11 protein-coding genes are annotated in these 16,408 nt (G+C 69.8%); 4 read left to right on the top strand and 7 right to left on the bottom strand.

The annotated features are described in order from the left end of the window. The first annotated feature begins 239 nt into the window (after window positions 1–239). The 3 genes from MTDSW087_RS02970 (at window position 240) to MTDSW087_RS02960 (ending at window position 3,950) form a co-directional block, all read left to right on the top strand. Window positions 240–1,955 carry an L-lactate permease gene (locus MTDSW087_RS02970; RefSeq protein WP_144759980.1) on the top strand — a complete coding sequence of 572 codons (1,716 nt, stop codon included), beginning with the start codon at window positions 240–242 and terminating at the stop codon, window positions 1,953–1,955. 132 nt (window positions 1,956–2,087) lie between these two features. After that, window positions 2,088–2,624 (top strand): GNAT family N-acetyltransferase, encoded by a 537-nt coding sequence (locus tag MTDSW087_RS02965; RefSeq protein WP_144759978.1) that lies wholly within the window; start codon window positions 2,088–2,090, stop codon window positions 2,622–2,624. Between the two features lie 210 nt (window positions 2,625–2,834). Further along, window positions 2,835–3,950: a DUF3616 domain-containing protein gene (locus MTDSW087_RS02960; RefSeq protein WP_186383715.1), complete on the top strand. Its 1,116-nt coding sequence runs from the start codon at window positions 2,835–2,837 to the stop codon at window positions 3,948–3,950. A gap of 2 nt (window positions 3,951–3,952) precedes the next feature. Here MTDSW087_RS02960 and trmFO read toward each other — a convergent pair whose 3' ends face one another. The 6 genes from trmFO to uvrA all read right to left on the bottom strand — a co-directional run bounded on the left by trmFO (window position 3,953) and on the right by uvrA (window position 12,071). Continuing rightward, window positions 3,953–5,374, bottom strand: coding sequence for a methylenetetrahydrofolate--tRNA-(uracil(54)-C(5))-methyltransferase (FADH(2)-oxidizing) TrmFO (gene trmFO, locus MTDSW087_RS02955; RefSeq protein ID WP_144759972.1), 1,422 nt, complete (start codon window positions 5,372–5,374; stop codon window positions 3,953–3,955). 80 nt (window positions 5,375–5,454) lie between these two features. After that, on the bottom strand, window positions 5,455–5,601 hold the full coding sequence (locus MTDSW087_RS02950; protein WP_144759969.1) for a DUF1127 domain-containing protein: 147 nt from the start codon (window positions 5,599–5,601) through the stop codon (window positions 5,455–5,457). Between the two features lie 292 nt (window positions 5,602–5,893). Continuing rightward, window positions 5,894–6,202 (bottom strand): GCG_CRPN prefix-to-repeats domain-containing protein, encoded by a 309-nt coding sequence (locus MTDSW087_RS02945; protein WP_144759966.1) that lies wholly within the window; start codon window positions 6,200–6,202, stop codon window positions 5,894–5,896. Between the two features lie 114 nt (window positions 6,203–6,316). Further along, complete coding sequence (locus MTDSW087_RS02940) at window positions 6,317–7,288, bottom strand: S1C family serine protease (protein ID WP_144759963.1); 972 nt, start codon at window positions 7,286–7,288, stop codon at window positions 6,317–6,319. Between the two features lie 181 nt (window positions 7,289–7,469). Next, window positions 7,470–8,438 carry a transporter gene (locus MTDSW087_RS02935; RefSeq protein ID WP_144759960.1) on the bottom strand — a complete coding sequence of 323 codons (969 nt, stop codon included), beginning with the start codon at window positions 8,436–8,438 and terminating at the stop codon, window positions 7,470–7,472. Window positions 8,439–8,948: 510 nt separating this feature from the next. Then, window positions 8,949–12,071, bottom strand: coding sequence for an excinuclease ABC subunit UvrA (uvrA, locus tag MTDSW087_RS02930; protein ID WP_144759957.1), 3,123 nt, complete (start codon window positions 12,069–12,071; stop codon window positions 8,949–8,951). A 567-nt stretch (window positions 12,072–12,638) separates the two neighbouring features. On the opposite strand from uvrA, the gene MTDSW087_RS02925 reads away from it, so the two are divergent. Then, a complete protein-coding gene (locus MTDSW087_RS02925) occupies window positions 12,639–14,693 on the top strand; it encodes a methyl-accepting chemotaxis protein (RefSeq protein WP_144759954.1) in 2,055 nt (684 codons plus the stop codon). Window positions 14,694–15,566: 873 nt separating this feature from the next. Here MTDSW087_RS02925 and MTDSW087_RS02920 read toward each other — a convergent pair. Further along, window positions 15,567–16,388: a glycoside hydrolase family 25 protein gene (locus MTDSW087_RS02920; protein ID WP_144760235.1), complete on the bottom strand. Its 822-nt coding sequence runs from the start codon at window positions 16,386–16,388 to the stop codon at window positions 15,567–15,569. Between the last annotated feature and the right edge of the window lie 20 nt (window positions 16,389–16,408).

The following is a 16,408-nucleotide window of genomic DNA, read 5'->3' as shown; positions in this document are numbered from 1 at the left end:
CTCGCGCGCACTGAGCCATGCTCGGCCTTAAACGCGGGTAAGAGGCAATGCCGCGCGGACTCGGACAGGCGCACAGGGTGAACCCGGACTTAACCGGGCCGGGACGCCACGCATCCCGGGTCCCTGCATGCAAGGTTGTTGAATCCGTTATTCCAATGCGTTGAGCGGAATTCCCGGCTCTGTTAGAGGCGACTCAACGGGCCCTCAAAGAAAGGCGGCCCGACCCGAGGAGTGCGCCCGTGCAGACCTGGAACCAAGTCTACGATCCATTCGGGAATCCGTGGCTCTCGACATTGGCCGCGTCGATCCCGGTCATCGCGCTGCTCGGCATGATCGCGAGCGGCAAGGTACAGGCGCATATCGCCGCCGTCCTGTCCCTGGTCATCGCGCTCTGCGTGGCGATCTTCATCTTCGGCATGCCCTCCGGTCTTGCCGGCCGCGCCGCTCTGCTCGGCATGGTCACGGGCTTCTTCCCGATCGGCTGGATCATCCTCAACGTGATCTTCCTCTACCGCCTGACGGTGGAGAAGGGCTGGTTCGCCACGCTCCAGCAATCGGTGGCCGGCATCACGCAGGACCGCCGCATCCAGCTCCTGCTGGTGGCCTTCGCCTTCGGCGCCTTCTTCGAGGGCGCGGGCGGGTTCGGCACCCCGGTGGCGGTGACCGGCGCGATCCTGATCGGGCTCGGCTTCTCGCCGCTCGCCGCCTCGGGCCTCTCGCTCATCGCCAACACCGCGCCGGTGGCCTACGGCGCGCTCGGCGCCCCGATCCAGGGCCTCGCCTCGGTGACGGGCTACGACCCCTACATCCTCGGCGCGATGATCGGGCGGCAGCTGCCGTTCTTCTCCATCCTGGTGCCGTTCTGGCTGATCTGGGTGTTCGCGGGCTTCCGCGGCATGATCAAGATCTGGCCGCCGATCCTGGTCTGCGGCGCGTCCTTCGCGGCGGCGCAGTTCCTGATCTCGAACTACGTGAATCCCTGGATCGTCGATATCGGCGCCTCGCTGGTCTCGATGGGCGCGCTCGTCCTGTTCCTGAAGTTCTGGCAGCCCGCCCAGATCTGGACATCGCCGGCCCTGCGCGGCCACGATCCCTCGGTCGGCTACGGCCAGCCGCGCCCGGTCTCGGTCGGCGCCGCGGTGCCCGGCGACCTGCCGAAGGTGCATGTCGGCGGGCGCACCGCCACCTCCCGCGAGATCATGATGGCCTGGGTCCCGTGGATCATCCTCTCGGTGGTGGTCGCGATCTGGGGCACCGGCTGGTTCAAGGGCTTGGTCAACCCGATCTTCACCTGGAAATACGAGGTGCCGGGCCTGCACAACGTGATCATGAAGGTGCCGCCGGTCGAGGCGCATCCGAAGCCGGAAGCCGCGATCTTCCTGTTCACCTACATGTCCTATACCGGCACGGGCGTGCTCATCGCCGCGATCATCTCGGGTCTGATCATGCGCTTCTCGCCGGTGCGCCTGGTCACCGCCTATATCGAGACGATCTGGGTGCTGCGCTACTCGCTCATCACCATCGCGGCGATGCTCGCGCTCGGCGTGCTCACCCGCTACGCCGGCGTCGACGCGACGCTGGGCCTCGCCTTCGCCGGGACGGGCATCCTCTACCCGTTCTTCGGCACGCTGCTCGGCTGGCTCGGCGTGGCGCTGACCGGCTCCGACACCGCCTCGAACGTGCTCTTCGGCGGCCTCCAGAAGATCACCTCGGAGCAGCTCGGCCTGTCGGGCATCCTGATGGCCTCGGCCAATTCCTCGGGCGGCGTCATGGGCAAGATGATCGACGCGCAGTCGATCGTCGTGGCCTCGACGGCGACGGGCTATTTCGGCCAGGAGGGCAAGATCCTGCGCTTCGTGTTCTGGCACTCGATCGTGCTGGCGAGCCTCGTCGGCCTGCTGGTGATGCTCCAGGCCTACGTGCACCCGTTCAGCGCGATGGTGATCCACCCGTAACCCGCGCCGCAGCGCCGGCTCTGCGAGCCCGCCCCGGATACCGGGGCGGGCTTTTTCATGGCGTCCCCGGGATTAAGCCGGCCTCGCGAGCCGTGCCTTTCCCGGAGGTCGCACAGCCCCACATCCAGTTGCATGTTCACCCTCGCCTCCCGGGACAGCCTCGCCGACCTGCCCGGCCTGAGAACCGAGCGGCTCTCGATCGGCGCGCTCCTGCCCGACGACGCGGAAGCCCTGCGCCGCCTCACCGACGACCCGGCCATCACCGGCGCCGTCGATTTCCTCTCCAACCCCTTCACCCTCCAGGACGCGCACGACCTGATCGGCTGCGCCCGGCGCGGGCGCGACCGCTTCCTCGGCGCCTGGACGCAGGACGACCAGACCCTCGTCGGCGTGGTCGGCACGCATCTGCGCGGGGAGGGGGCGGTGGAGATCGGCTACTGGATCGGCGGCGCCGCCCGCGGCCGCGGCTACGCCACCGAGGCGGTCAGGGGCGTTCTCGGGCTGCTTGCCCGGCGCTTCCCCCACCGCACCGTCGTGGCGGAGTGCCGCCCCGCCAACATCGCCTCCTGGGGCCTGCTGACCAAGCTCGGCTTCCGCGATACCGGCGACGATGGCCACCGGCCGGGGCGGAGGGTGATGGTGTGGAGCGTTCGAGGCGCCGGGGCGTGACAGCAAGGCCCAGGCCTCGGACCGGGCATGATTCGACATCTGCCACGAGATACCTCAGGACTGAATTCAACATCAAACTTGCCGTCCAAGTCGACATATTGCGATTTCAAGTTAAAGGTCGTATCCAAATCAATATCTGAGATTCGCTCCTGCCGGCAATCCAAAGCTGGCTTGGCTGGCGTTACAGGTCCTCCGGAAGCGAGCCGCCCGATGACCGACCGTCGTTCCGCTCAAGCACGTTCTCCTGCGCGAAGCTTCGCCCAACTTGCACTGGCATGCCTTGTGGCGCTTGCCGCGCCAGCATCGGGATCCCTTGCGGCGGAGCGCGAGGCGACGTGGAAGGTCTCAGGTAAGCTGTACGGCGAGCCCGACGAGGACGAGCCAGAGAAGCCTAAGGAGAGCAAGAAGGCCAGGGACGTCAGCGGTATCGCCTGTGCGACCGATACGGGCTTCCCACGCGTCTGCCTCGTAGCGGACGACGAATCGCAGGGCGCGCAGGTGGTGATCCTGCGTGAGGGCGAGCTTATCGCCGGGCGCTTCATCCGGCTGATCGACGCATCCCATAAGGACAAGCCGCTGGAACTGGACGCGGAGGGTGTCGCCTACGCCGACGGCGCATTCTACGTGATCGGCTCGCACGGGCGCCCGCGGCACGAGAAAGGCCATAAGGAAGCGAAGAACGAGGCCAGTACGAAGGCGACGCGGCACCTGTTCCGGATCCGCCTTGATGTGAATTCAGTCAATCTGGAAACAGGCAAATTCGAGGGCAAGCCTGAGATCGAAGGCACGTCTGCGCTATTTCCGATCATTGCGGACATTCCAGCACTGAAAGCCTTTTACGATAAGCCCCTGGAAGACGGAGGCCTCACCATCGAAGGCGTCGCTGTGCGGGACGGCCGCCTGTATGCCGGACTGCGCGGGCCCGTCCTGAATGACGGCAATGCATCAATCGTGTCGGTTCCACTGGCCGGCCTGTTCGAGGGCAAGCCGAGCTCGGGCACGCTCGCCAAGGTGCCACTCGGCGCCGACAGCCGCGGCCAACCCCGCGGCGTGCGCGACCTTGTTGCCGTGCCCGATGGCTTCCTGGTCCTCGCCGGGCCGATGCTCGACCCGGACAACGACGAAGTGGCCACGGCCGACTACACGATCTTCTCTTGGAACGGCCGGGACGGCCTCCACAAGCGGCGCGATCTCGATGCGGGCTGCGACGCGGTCAAGCCGGAGGCGTTGCTCCCCCTCGACCAGAAGGATGGCCGCCTGCGGGTCCTCCTGCTCTTCGACGGGCCGAAGGAGGGTGCGCCGCGCACCGTCACATTGAACCCGTAAGACTACTCCGCCGCCGCCCGCGGCGCGTCGCCGGCGATCCAGGCAGCGAGGTCGGCGCGGGCGCGGTCGGTCAGGGCGCGCTTCTTCAGGGCCGCCTTCTCTGGGCCGCGCAGGCGGCGGCCAGTCTCGTTGCGCGGCATGCGCTCCAGGGGCGGGAACAGGCCGAAATTCACGTTCATCGGCTGGAAGGAGCGCGGCGCGCCCGCATCCTCCGCCGCCACGTGGCCGCCGGTGATGTGGGCGATCAGGGCGCCCAGCGCCGTGGTCTGCGGGAGCGGCGCCAGGGCGCGCCCCTCGGCCTCGGCCACCGCGAAACGTCCGGCCATCAGGCCGATCGCGGCGCTCTCCACATAGCCCTCGCAGCCGGTGATCTGCCCGGCGAAGCGCAAGGACGGCCGCGCCTTCAGGCGCAGGGTCGCGTCGAGGAGGCGCGGGCTGTCGAGATAGGTGTTGCGGTGCAGCCCCCCGAGCCGGGCGAAGTCCGCGTTCTCGAGGCCCGGAATGGTGCGGAAGATCCGCACCTGCTCGGCATGGCGCAGCTTCGTCTGGAAGCCGACCATGTTGTAGAGGGTGCCGAGCGCGTTGTCCTGGCGCAGCTGCACGATGGCGCAGGCCTTCACGGTCGGGTTGTGCGGGTTGGTGAGGCCGACCGGCTTCATCGGGCCGTGGCGCAGGGTCTCGGGGCCGCGCTCGGCCATGACCTCGATCGGCAGGCAGCCGTCGAAATAGGGGGTCGAGGCCTCCCACTCCTTGAAGCTCGTCTTCTCGCCCGCGATCAGCGCGGCGATGAAGGCGTCGTACTGCTCCCGGTCGAGGGGGCAGTTGATGTAGTCCGCCCCCGTGCCGCCGGGGCCGGCCTTGTCGTAGCGCGACTGGAACCAGGCCTTGCCCATGTCGATCGAGTCGCGGTGGACGATGGGCGCGATCGCGTCGAAGAAGGCGAGCGACTCGGCCCCCGTGAGCGCGCGGATCGCCTCGGCGAGGCCGGGATCGGTGAGCGGGCCGGTGGCGACGATGGTCGAGCCCCAGCTCTCCGGCGGCAGATCGTCGACCGCCTCGCGCCGGATCTCGACATTGGGGTGGGCTTCGAGGGCGGCCGTCACCGCCGCGGAGAAGCCGTCGCGGTCGACGGCGAGCGCGCCGCCGGCCGGCACCTGATGCGCGTCGCCCGCCCGCATGATCAGCGAGCTCAAGGAGCGCATCTCCTGATGCAGCAGGCCGACGGCGTTGCCGTTCGGGTCGTCGGAACGGAAGGAATTGGAGCAGACGAGCTCGGCGAGACCCTCGGTCCGGTGCGCCTCGGTCGGGCGCAGGGGCCGCATCTCGTGGATCACCGCGCGGTGGCCGCTCTCGGCGATCTGCCAGGCGGCTTCAGAGCCCGCGAGCCCGCCGCCGACGACATGGATGGTGTGAACCTCGGTCATGCGCCGGCATACCGGAGGGAGGCGGCCCGGATCAATGAGATCCGGAGCCGCGTGCCGGGATCGCGCCGGCGTGTCCGGGATCAGACGCGGGCGATGCCGTTGATCTCGTAGCGGCTGATGCCGAGATCGGCGAGCTCGCGGTCGGACAGGCGGGAGAGCTGCTGGACCGTGTCGCGGTAGCGGAGATAGGCGCGGAAACGGCTCAGGACGCTGCGGGCGGCAGACATGGAAATGGACCTCTCTTGCAGCAGCGCCGACCACCGCTTGGGCAGCGCTGCCTCTTGTTGATGCAATGCATATATAATCGTGCCGCAGCGCAGCAGGAGCGCCGAAGCGGAACGGCAGACATGTCTTAAACGCATGTTCGGCTTAAGCTTTCGGCAAGCCGCCGGGATGCCCTCGTCTTCATCGCGGTGCGGCGGGGGCACGGCGTCGCCTGCTGCCCGGGATTTGTACGTGCAAAAAAAAGAGGCGCCCCGCCGCAGCGAGGCGCCTCGGGCGCCGGTCCGTTTCGGATCGCTACCAGCGCGGTCCGTAGAAGCCGTAGGGCCGGTAATACGGGCGCGGGCCGTAGACGACCGGGCGGCGCCAATAGGGCCGCGGCCCGCCCCAATAGGGGCGCGGCCCATAGTTCGGGCGGCAGACGCCCCAGGGGTTGGGGTGGAAGCCGGGGCCGCAGCCGCCGGCCACGGTCTGCACCATGGCGTCCCCTGCGAGCGGGGCCACGGCGAGAGGTGCCGCGCCGGCCGGGCCGGCCAAACCGAGACCGCCTGCGACGAGGGCGGCCAGACCGAATGCGCGCGCGGGCAACGCGGTCACATGCGTCATGACGGGATCTCCTTCGCTGTCCGGCCGGCCGAAGGCCATCCGGGTGTCGTGATCCTGAGACCCGCCAGATGAACGTTGGCTGATGGGCGCGAGGCCGCCAGGAGTGCTCGCGGATCAGTGAAGAGGCGGCGACATCAGGAAGCTGTCGCGGTCAGCCGAGGCCAGAGTCGGGCTCAGGATCCGGCCATCCCGGCGCAGGGTCAGCGGCACCGCGACGCCGGCCGAGCCGAGCGCCCAGACCCGCCGGAAGAACGTGGCGAGGTCGGCCACCGGTTCCCCTGCCACCGTCTCGATCAGGTCGCCGACCTGCACGTCCGCGACCTCGGCCGGGCCGTTATCGGCGAGGCCCATCACCACGACGCCCACCTCGCTCTCGGTGGCGTAGAGGCCGAGCCAGGGTCGCGGCGGCCGGTCGGGCCGGCCGCGCCGGGCGAGGTCGTCGAGGATTGGCAGCAGCAGCTCGATGGGCACCACCATGTTGATCGCCCGGGCGCTGCCGCCGCCCTGCTGGAGTTGCAGCGAGCCGATGCCGAGAAGCTCGCCCTCGGCCCCGATCAGGGCGGTGCCGCCCCAATGGGGATGGGCGGGGGCGGTGAAGAGGGCCTCGTCGAGGACGTATTCCCAGTAGCCCGCGAATTCCTGGCGGGCGATCAGCTCCACGGCGACGCTGTGCGTCGGGCCACCCGCCCCCGCGAGGACGGCGCGGTCGCCGATATGCAGGCTCCGCGAATCGCCGAGCGGCAGGGCAGGCAGGCCGAGCGGCCACAGTGCCTGGACGAGGCCGAACCCGGTCGCGGCATCGAAGCCGAGGACATGGCCCTGCACCGAGCGCCCGTCCCGCGTGGTGAGCCACACGCTGTCCGCCTCGGTGATCAGGTAGCCGATGGTGAGGACGAGGCCGTCCACGTCGATCACGACGCCGTTGCCCGCCCGCTCGGTGCCCAGCACCTCGGCGGTATAGGCGGATTCGGGGATGCGTGCCGAGAGCGTGACCACGGCAGAGAGCGCGCGGTCGAGATCGTAGCGGTAATCCCCGGCCTGCGGCTGCGCGGAAGCCGGGATCTTCCAATCGCCGTGCGCGGTCATGCGGTCCTCGCCGGTTCAGCCCCGGCCGGGGCGATGCCGGCCGGAACATCCGGCAGAGATAGGTCGGCGGCTCCGGGCTGACAGTTGCGCTCGGGGAGGGCCCGACAGCAAAAAACCGCCCGGCCGCGAGGCCGGACGGTTTCTGGAGCGGCCGGGCGTCCGAGGACGCCCGAACCGGCGATCAGTACTTGCGGATGATCGGCTGCGCCGCAGCGGCGGCCGGGGCGGCAGCCGTGTAGAGCGGGGCGATGATGCGGAACCAACCGCGGGTCTCGTTGGCGAAGGCGCCGACGCCGCGATCCGCAACCGTGCGGGTCACCATGACCTGGGCCTTGAAGAGCCCGAAGTCGTAACCGAGGAGACCACCGGCCGCGAACGTGCCGACGCGGGCGTAGTTCACGTAGAGGGCGCGGTTCCGGTTCACCGGCAGGTCCGTGTAGCCGTAGGCCACGGCACCGATCTCGAACTTGCCGAAGGTCTTGGTCGCGGTCAGGTCGAGGTAGAGGCCGTCGGCCTGGGCCTGCGGGCCGAGGAAGGCGCCGACCCGGCCGCCGAAGCGGGCCGCATCGTCCACGGTCAGGTTGTAGGTGAGGGCCGCGGTCAGGTTCCAGCCGTCGCCGGTGTACGAGATCGCGCCGGTCTGACGGATCGTGGTGGAGGCGAGGTTGGCGAGGACCGGGGTGCAGCCCGTGACGATCAGCGCGCCGTTGCAGAGCGAGCCACGGTCACCGACGCCAATATAGGCGCCGACGAGGTAGGCGGCGCTGATCTTGTTGCCCAGATCCCAGGCGAAGATGTTACCGACGAAGGGGTTGTAGAAGTAGCTCTGGCTCTGGTTGCCGAGCGGGGCCGGGTTGTTGGTGTTCACGAACACCGACGGAATGGCGATGACCGGGATCAGCTGCGCGCCGAGCACCTTCCAGGGGGTCGCCCAGGCGAGGATCGGAATGTTCACGCCGACATCCGGAGAACCGGCGGCGTCGCCGCGGCCCCAGCTGAAGGTGTTGATCGCGTACACGCCCTCGGGCAGCGGCCCGTAGGCGAGGCCGACCTGCTCACCCGGCTGGGTGACGGGGGCGGCCTGAGCGATCGTGGCAGTCATGCCGACGGTGAGGGCAACCGCTCCCGCGGCCAGCCAGGTCTTCATCATTTTCTCGTTCCTTCCCAAGGATTTCAGGCTTCCGTCCCGCAGCCCTGGCACTTCCTTGCCGGTTTGCCGCCGAAGCGGCTCCCCATCCGACCGGTGCCAGTGAGCCCCCTACGGCGCCACCCCAAGTCTCAACGTCTGGGACTATTCTACAGGACGCGTCCGAAAGACAGTGGAATGCCTGGCTTCTCGGCAGAACGGGTCGAACCGTTGCGCAAAAGCCGCATTTCTGCCGCGGTGCGAAAGCCTCGTACCTTGGTTGATCTTGACCTAGATCGTGGGCCGGCCCGGCAAAATAACGCAGAACGGTCAAGCTCTTGCCACGCGTCCAAACCCGGGACGATCCGGCAACCGGGACAGGGCCGATGAGCCCTTCACAGGCTCTTCAGGGGCCATGCGGCGGCCTCGTCCGGGGGGTGTCGCGGCTTGCTCCGGGTGCCGGGCGCGCCCGAGCCCGCTCGAATCATGGGCGCAAGCGGGGAGGGCGGGGCAGAATCGCCCCGCCGGACCCGTTTATTCGGCCGCGTTCGCCCGGGGGGTGGCGAGGGGGCGGCGGTCGAGCACCTCGCGCAAGAATCGGCCGGTATGGCTCGCAGACGCGCGGGCGATCTGCTCCGGCGTCCCCTGCGCGACCACCATGCCGCCGCCGCTGCCGCCCTCGGGGCCCATGTCGATCACCCAGTCGGCGGTCTTGATGACCTCGAGGTTGTGCTCGATCACTACGACGGTGTTGCCCTGGTCGACGAGTTCGTGGAGCACCTCCATGAGCTTGGCCACGTCGTGGAAGTGCAGGCCCGTGGTCGGCTCGTCGAGGATGTAGAGGGTGCGGCCCGTGGCGCGCTTCGACAGCTCCTTCGACAGCTTCACGCGCTGCGCCTCGCCGCCCGAGAGCGTGGTCGCCTGCTGGCCGACATGGACGTAGTGCAGCCCGACGCGCTTCAGGGTCTCCATCTTGTCACGGATCGCGGGCACCGCTTTGAACAGCTCGGCCGCCTCCTCGACGGTCATGTCGAGCACGTCGGCGATGGACTTGGCCCTGTACTTCACTTCCAAGGTTTCGCGGTCGTAGCGCTTGCCCTTGCAGACGTCGCAGGTGACGTAGACGTCCGGCAGGAAATGCATCTCGATCTTGATGACGCCGTCGCCCGAGCAGGCCTCGCAGCGTCCGCCCTTCACGTTGAAGGAGAAGCGCCCCGGCTGGTAGCCACGCGCCTTGGCCTCGGGCAGGGCCGCGAACCAGTCGCGGATCGGGGTGAAGGCGCCGATATAGGTCGCCGGGTTCGAGCGCGGGGTGCGGCCGATCGGCGACTGGTCGATGTCGATGACCTTGTCGAGATGCTCCAGCCCCTCGAGCCGCTCGTAGGGCGCGGGGTGCTCCAGGGCGCCGTTCAGCTTCTTGGCCACCGCCTTGTAGAGCGTGTCGATGATCAGCGTCGACTTGCCGCCACCCGAGACGCCGGTGATGCAGGTGAAGGTGCCGAGCGGGATGTCGACGGCGACGTTCTGCAAGTTGTTGCCCCGCGCGCCGACGAGCGAGAGCTTGCCCTTGCGGCCCTTGCGGCGCACGCTCGGCGTGCGCACCGCCATCTCGCCGGTGAGATACTTGGCGGTGAGCGAGGCGGGGTTGGCGAGCACCTCGGCCGGCGTGCCCTGCGCGATGATCTGCCCGCCATGGATGCCGGCGCCCGGCCCGACATCGACCACGTAGTCGGCCTGGAGGATCGCGTCCTCGTCGTGCTCCACCACGATCACCGAATTGCCGAGGTCGCGCAGGCGCTTGAGCGTGCCGAGCAGGCGCTCGTTGTCGCGCTGGTGCAGGCCGATCGAGGGCTCGTCGAGGACGTAGAGCACGCCCGTGAGCCCGGAGCCGATCTGCGAGGCGAGGCGGATGCGCTGGCTCTCGCCGCCGGAGAGCGTGCCCGAGCCGCGGGCCAGCGTCAGGTATTCGAGGCCGACATCGACGAGGAAGGTCAGCCGGTCGCGGATCTCCTTGAGGATCCGCACCGCGATCTCGTTCTGCTTCGATGTCAGCTTCTCCGGCAGGTCCGCGAACCAGGCCTGCGCGTCGGCGACCGAGAGGGCCGTGACCTCGCCGATATCCTGCATCGCGATCTTCACGGCGAGCGCCTCGGGCTTCAGCCGCTTGCCGGAGCAGGCCGCGCAGGGCGTCTCGCTCATGAAGCGGCCGATCTCCTCGCGGGCGGCGTCGCTGTCGGTCTCCTTGTAGCGGCGCTCCAGGTTCGGGATCACGCCCTCGAAGGGCTTGGTCACCGCGTAGGCGCGGCTGCCGTCGTCGTACTCGAAGCGTACGGCCTGGGAGCCGGTGCCGTAGAGGATCACCGCCCGGGCCGCGGCGGGGAGCTGGTCCCAGGCGAGCGTGGTCTTGAAGCCGTAATGCTTGGCGAGCGCCTCCAGCGTCTGGCCGTAATAGGGCGAGGTCGACTTGGCCCAGGGCGCCACCGCGCCGCGCTTCAGGCTGAGCGCCCCGTCGCCGATGACGAGCTCGGGGTCGATCCGCATCTCGTGGCCGATGCCGCCGCAGGTCGGGCAGGCGCCGAACGGGTTGTTGAACGAGAACAGCCGGGGCTCGATCTCGGGAATCGTGAAGCCCGAGACCGGGCAGGCGAAGCGCGACGAGAAGGTGATCTTGCGCGGCGCCTCGCCCTCGGGCGTGTCGGCGAACTCGATGTCGGCGATGCCGTCGGCGAGTTCCAGCGCCGTCTCGAAGCTCTCGGCCAGCCGCGAGCCGATGTCGTCGCGCACGACGATGCGGTCCACCACCACGTCGATGTCGTGCTTGAGCTTCTTGTCGAGCTTCGGCACGTCGTCGATCGGGTAGTACTCGCCGTCGATCCGCAGGCGCTGGAAGCCTTTCTTCTGGAACTCGGCGATCTCCTTGCGGTACTCGCCCTTGCGCCCGCGCACCACGGGGGCGAGCAGGTAGAGCCGCGTCTTCTCAGGCAGAACCAGCACCCGGTCGACCATCTGGCTGACCGTCTGGCTCTCGATCGGCAGCCCGGTGGCCGGCGAGTAGGGGATGCCGACCCGCGCCCAGAGCAGGCGCATGTAGTCGTAGATCTCGGTGACGGTGCCGACCGTCGAGCGCGGGTTCTTCGAGGTGGTCTTCTGCTCAATGGAGATGGCCGGCGAGAGCCCGTCGATCTGGTCGACATCGGGCTTGGCCATCATCTCCAGGAACTGGCGCGCATAGGCCGAGAGCGATTCGACGTAGCGGCGCTGGCCTTCCGCATAGATCGTGTCGAAGGCGAGCGACGACTTGCCGGACCCCGAGAGGCCGGTGAACACGACCAGCCTGTCGCGCGGGATCGTCAGGTCGACGTTCTTGAGGTTGTGCTCGCGGGCGCCCCGGACCGCGATCACGCGCTGGTCGGGGGCGGGCGCGGAATCGAACAGCCTGTCGAACCGCGCCTCGGCCTGCGCCGCCGCGGTGGGCTTCTTGCGCGGGGCGGCGGAGCCACCGGACGTGTCGGCGGCCTTCCCGGCTGGAATCGCCTTGGCGGGAATCGCCTTGGCCGGCGCAGCTTTCGCGGCTGCCTTCGTCGGGACAGCCTTCGCTGCTGCCTTCGTCGGGGCTGACTTGGCTGCGGTCTTCGCTGCGGTCTTGGCTTCGGCCATGTTCGGACAGTCTTCCGGGCGGCGGCTCGTCGCGTTCCGGCCGGACCGGAACGCTCGCGTCGGGCGATGCGGCGGGAGAAGGGCCGCGCCCGACATGTCGGCCGTTCCGCGCCGGGGACAAGGCGGGGCGACGCGGGACCCGCACCTCGCCCTTGCCCGCCCATCCTCAGGAGGCGGGCACGCGGCGCTCTCTCCTAGAACGAAAAGGGTACGGCGGCAAGCCCGCCGGCCCGCCCTCGGGGAGGGCCCGGCATGCGCCGGGAGCGCGTCCGGCAGCCGGAACGGAGGCCAGCATTCGCTCCGCCGGGACATGGCCGCGCCGGCCATATCGGAGTCATCCGCAAGTACATGTCCTGTATCGCAGCGCATTCTCGCACGCTGACACGATGGACCGGAGCGCCGGATGCACGACCCACCTGAGAAAGGCTGGCCGGCTCAGGAAAGTCGACAGATCGCCGAAGAATTATGCAAGTTGCGCAATCGGAAAGCATCTCGGGAAGAGGCAAGGCTTCCTTTACCGGGCATTCGGCACTTCTGCTCGCTACAACAAAAAGGACCGGCCGACTGATGTTACCCAGGTTTCTCGGCTCGCTGCGCGGACGCATCGTCGCCGTCGCGCTGGCGCCCTGCCTCGCCTTCGGCGCCGTCACCGGCATCGCGATCTCGGAGCGCTCGGCCGAGCGGGCGGAGATGACCCGGGTGGAGCATCTCGCCGAGCTCGCCACGCGGATCAGCGTCTTCGTCCATGAGGCCCAGCGCGAGCGCGGCGCGTCGAGCCTGTTCCTCGGCTCGAAGGGCAGCCAGTTCAAGGCAGAGCTCGCCGCGCAGCGCACCCTCACGGACCGGGCCGCCCAGGGCCTCGGCGAGGCGGTGACGGATCCCCGGGTGGCGGGGACCGGCGGCGCCGACGCCCCGCGCGGCCGGGCCTTCGCGCAGGCGCTCGGGCGCCTCGCCGAGCAGCGCAGGACGGTGGACGCCCTGGAGACGCCGGTCGCCCAGGCGGCCGCCTACTACACGGCGACGATCGGCGAGGGGCTCGCGATCGTGCGCGAGATGGCGGGCGCCGCCGCCCATGCCGGCATCGCCGCCCGGGCCTCCACCTATGCGGCCTTCCTCGCCATGAAGGAGGCCGCCGGCCAGGAGCGGGCGACGGCCTCGGCCGCCTTCGCCGCCGGCAGCCTCGACCTCGCCGGGCTCGGGCGCTTCGCCGCCCTCTCGGCGAACCAGGCCACCTTCGCCACCCTGTTCCGCGCCGGCGCGAGCGCGGCGCAGGGCGCCCTCCTCGACGCGGCGGAAGCCACTGACGCGGCCCGTGAGGTGGCGCGCCTGCGCAAGCTGGCGCTCGGCACCCTGCCGGGAGAGACGCTGTCGTTCCGCGACGCGCCGCTCTGGTTCAAGCTCTCGACCCAGCGCATCGACGGGCTGAAGGGCGTCGAGGACCGCCTCAGCGCCGATCTCGTCGCGGCCGCGCAGGCGGTGCGGGCCGAGGCCGATCGCGCTCTTACCATCTGGACGCTCGCGGGCCTCGCCACCTTCCTGATCTCGGGCGCGCTCGCCTTCGGGCTCGGCAGCGCCATCGCCCGGCCGCTGGTGCGGATGTCGCAGGTGCTCGGCGCGATCGGGCGCGGCGAGGAGGACGTGGCGATCCCCCAAGGGGGCCCGCGCGAGGTGCGCGCCATCTCGGAGGCCGCCGCCACCTTCCGCGAGAGCGTGGCCGAGGGCCGCGCCCACCGCGCCGAGCAGGAGCGGCTCGGCGCCGAGACCGCCGCCGCCCAGCGCCGGGCGGTGCTGAGCCTCGCCGACGGCTTCGAGGCGCAGGTCGGCGGCATCGTCGAGACGGTCTCGGCCGCCGCCACCCAGCTCCAGGCCGCCGCCGACGGGATGGCCCAGGCCGCCGAGGAGACCACTTCGCTGAGCCGCCAGGTGGCGAGCGCCTCGCAGGAGGCCGCCCTCTCGGCCGACACGGTCGCCGCGGCGACGGAGGAGCTCTCGGCCTCGGTGCGCGAGATCGGGACCCAGGCCACAGCCTCGGCCGACCTCTCGGCCTCGGCCACGCGCGACGCCGAGGCGATGGCCGCCGAGGTGCGCCGCCTCGCGGCGGCGGCCGGCAGCATCGGCCAGATCGTCGGGCTGATCTCCGAGATCGCCAGCCAGACCAACCTTCTGGCGCTCAACGCCACCATCGAGGCCGCCCGCGCCGGCGAGGCGGGCCGGGGCTTCGCCGTGGTCGCAGCCGAGGTGAAGAACCTCGCCGGCCAGACCGCCAAGGCCACCGACGAGATCGCCGCCAAGGTCGCCGAGATCGCCGCCTCCACCGACAGCTCCGTCGCCTCGATCAACGGCATCACCGGCCTGATCCAGCGCCTCTCGCGCATCGGCGGCGACATCGCCGCAGCGGTGGAGGAGCAGGGCGCGGCGACCACCGAGATCGCCCGCACCACCGCGCAGAGCTCGCAGAACAGCCGCACCGTCTCGAGCCACATCGCGGGCGTCAGCGAGACCGCGGCCACGGCGAGCGCCGGCTCGGCCCAGGTCCTCGCCGCGGCGGGCGACCTCTCCCGCCAAGCCGCCGTGCTGCGGCAGACGGTGAGCGGATTCCTGGCGACCGTGCGGGCCGCCTGAGGCCGGCATCGAGGCACGGGAACCCCGACAGGGTCCCCTCTCCCGAACGGGAGAGGGGACCCGCATTTGATCCGGCACCGCCGCTGGCCGCTCCCAACCCATTGTCCGGAAGAGGCTCCTTCCCCGCCCCCTTGCGGGGAGGGGTCAGGGGTGGGGGTGGCCCAGAAGGCACCGCCCCGCTCCATCCTGAACCACCCCCACCTCCGGCTCCTCCCCGCAAGGGAGAGGAGAGCGGGCCCAGCTTATGACAATAAGCTTGACATGCGAGAACAAAACACGTACGCAGCTCCCCACGCGCTGTCCCGCAGCGCGACGGGTCCTGCAACCCGGCGCGCCGTGAGCAGGGAGCCCGAGCCGGATGACCGCCGGCAAGGACCAGGACAGCGCGGCGGTTCCCGCGTCGCCGGCCGGTCAGCCGGTGCCCCGGGCGCCTCTGCGCGACACAGGGCCGTTCTCGGCGCCAGCCCGGACGAACACGGGACAGCGCCGACAGTCCGGCCTGCAGGTCGAGGAACCGATGCCGGGCCCAATACGAGGCCGGGTGCAGGACACGTTACGTCTGCCGAGGACGAGGCTGGGATGGGGGACGCACCGCGTTGCGGGACCAACCCCGATACCAGGCCATCCGAGGTCGGGGTCGATGCAGGCGGGTATCCAAGAAACCGCGACGCTCAAATCGGATGAGACCGGGCAGCCTGCCTCTCTCATCCGCGGGACGCCGGGGAGCCGGTGTTTGCGCATATCGTTCAGGGTTCCGCGGCGTCCCGCGTCTCCCTCTCCGGCCATACCTCCGGCGTCACACGACGCGCGGAGCCGAAGACGCTTGGATCCGGCTCCGGCCACGCGCGTCGGGCGAATCACCCGCCCGCCGGCTCACTTGCCGGTGCAGAGCCCCTGCCGCGTGAGGTGCCCGTGGTCGCGCGGATCGCAATCGGTCGAGAGGAAGGAGGCCCATTCGGAGGGCGTGCCGTAGAAGGCGTTGCGGTCCACGTCGCCACGCACGCCGGGCACGCGGCCCGTCGAGGTGAACTGCCAGAGCATCCAGCGACGGTTGGAGAAGCGCTGCTCGGGCTCGGCCGCGGTGGAGCGCAGCCAGTGCGGATAGTCCGGCAGCTCGCCCTCGAGCACGTCCTTATGGAAGGTGATGTCGGTGTAGATGATCGGCCGCTTGCCCGTGTAGCGCTCCATCTCCTCCAGCATGTACTGGGTCATGGCCAGGGCCTGGGCCTTGGGCAGCTTCTTCGGGCAGGTCTGCGAGTGGCCGTTCCACTCCACGTCGAGCACCGGAGGGAGGGCGGTCGGATCGTTCGGGACGTTGCGCTTGAACCAGTCCATCTGCTCCTTGGCGGAGCGGCACCAGAACACGAAATGGTACGCCCCCCGCGGCACGCCGGCCCGGCCCGCGCCGTCCCAGTTCTCGCGGAAGCGCTCGTCCACATGGTCGCCGCCCTCGGTCGCCTTGATGAAGGCGAACTGCGTGCCCGCGCCCTTCACCGAGGCCCAGTCGATCGGGCCTTGCCACTTCGAGATGTCGATGCCCTGGATCGGGTGCTGCTTGGCGCGCGCCACGCCCGGATGGGGCTTCACGTCGCCCTTGGTCGGGTAGAAGTCGTTGCCGCCGGCGCAGGCCGCCAGCGAGGCGACGAGGGCGCCTGCCAGGATCCGCTTCGCGAGGCCGCGCAGCCGGCCGGACATGCGGACGGGGGACGGCGTCA

This window comes from Methylobacterium dankookense (assembly GCF_902141855.1).
Classification (GTDB): Bacteria; Pseudomonadota; Alphaproteobacteria; order Rhizobiales; family Beijerinckiaceae; genus Methylobacterium; species Methylobacterium dankookense.
Note: the sequence above shows the minus strand (reverse complement) of the source record. Positions and strands in the feature narration are given on the sequence as shown.

Bases quoted from the DNA above. Each gene is read 5' to 3' on its own strand.
- MTDSW087_RS02935 (WP_144759960.1), bottom strand. From the start codon at position 8,438: ATGATGAAGACCTGGCTGGCCGCGGGAGCGGTTGCCCTCACCGTCGGC.
- MTDSW087_RS02950 (WP_144759969.1), bottom strand. From the start codon at position 5,601: ATGTCTGCCGCCCGCAGCGTCCTGAGCCGTTTCCGCGCCTATCTCCGC.
- MTDSW087_RS02925 (WP_144759954.1), top strand. From the start codon at position 12,639: ATGTTACCCAGGTTTCTCGGCTCGCTGCGCGGACGCATCGTCGCCGTC.
- MTDSW087_RS02965 (WP_144759978.1), top strand. From the start codon at position 2,088: ATGTTCACCCTCGCCTCCCGGGACAGCCTCGCCGACCTGCCCGGCCTG.
- uvrA (WP_144759957.1), bottom strand. From the start codon at position 12,071: ATGGCCGAAGCCAAGACCGCAGCGAAGACCGCAGCCAAGTCAGCCCCG.
- trmFO (WP_144759972.1), bottom strand. From the start codon at position 5,374: ATGACCGAGGTTCACACCATCCATGTCGTCGGCGGCGGGCTCGCGGGC.
- MTDSW087_RS02940 (WP_144759963.1), bottom strand. From the start codon at position 7,288: ATGACCGCGCACGGCGATTGGAAGATCCCGGCTTCCGCGCAGCCGCAG.
- MTDSW087_RS02960 (WP_186383715.1), top strand. From the start codon at position 2,835: ATGACCGACCGTCGTTCCGCTCAAGCACGTTCTCCTGCGCGAAGCTTC.
- MTDSW087_RS02920 (WP_144760235.1), bottom strand. From the start codon at position 16,388: ATGTCCGGCCGGCTGCGCGGCCTCGCGAAGCGGATCCTGGCAGGCGCC.
- MTDSW087_RS02945 (WP_144759966.1), bottom strand. From the start codon at position 6,202: ATGACGCATGTGACCGCGTTGCCCGCGCGCGCATTCGGTCTGGCCGCC.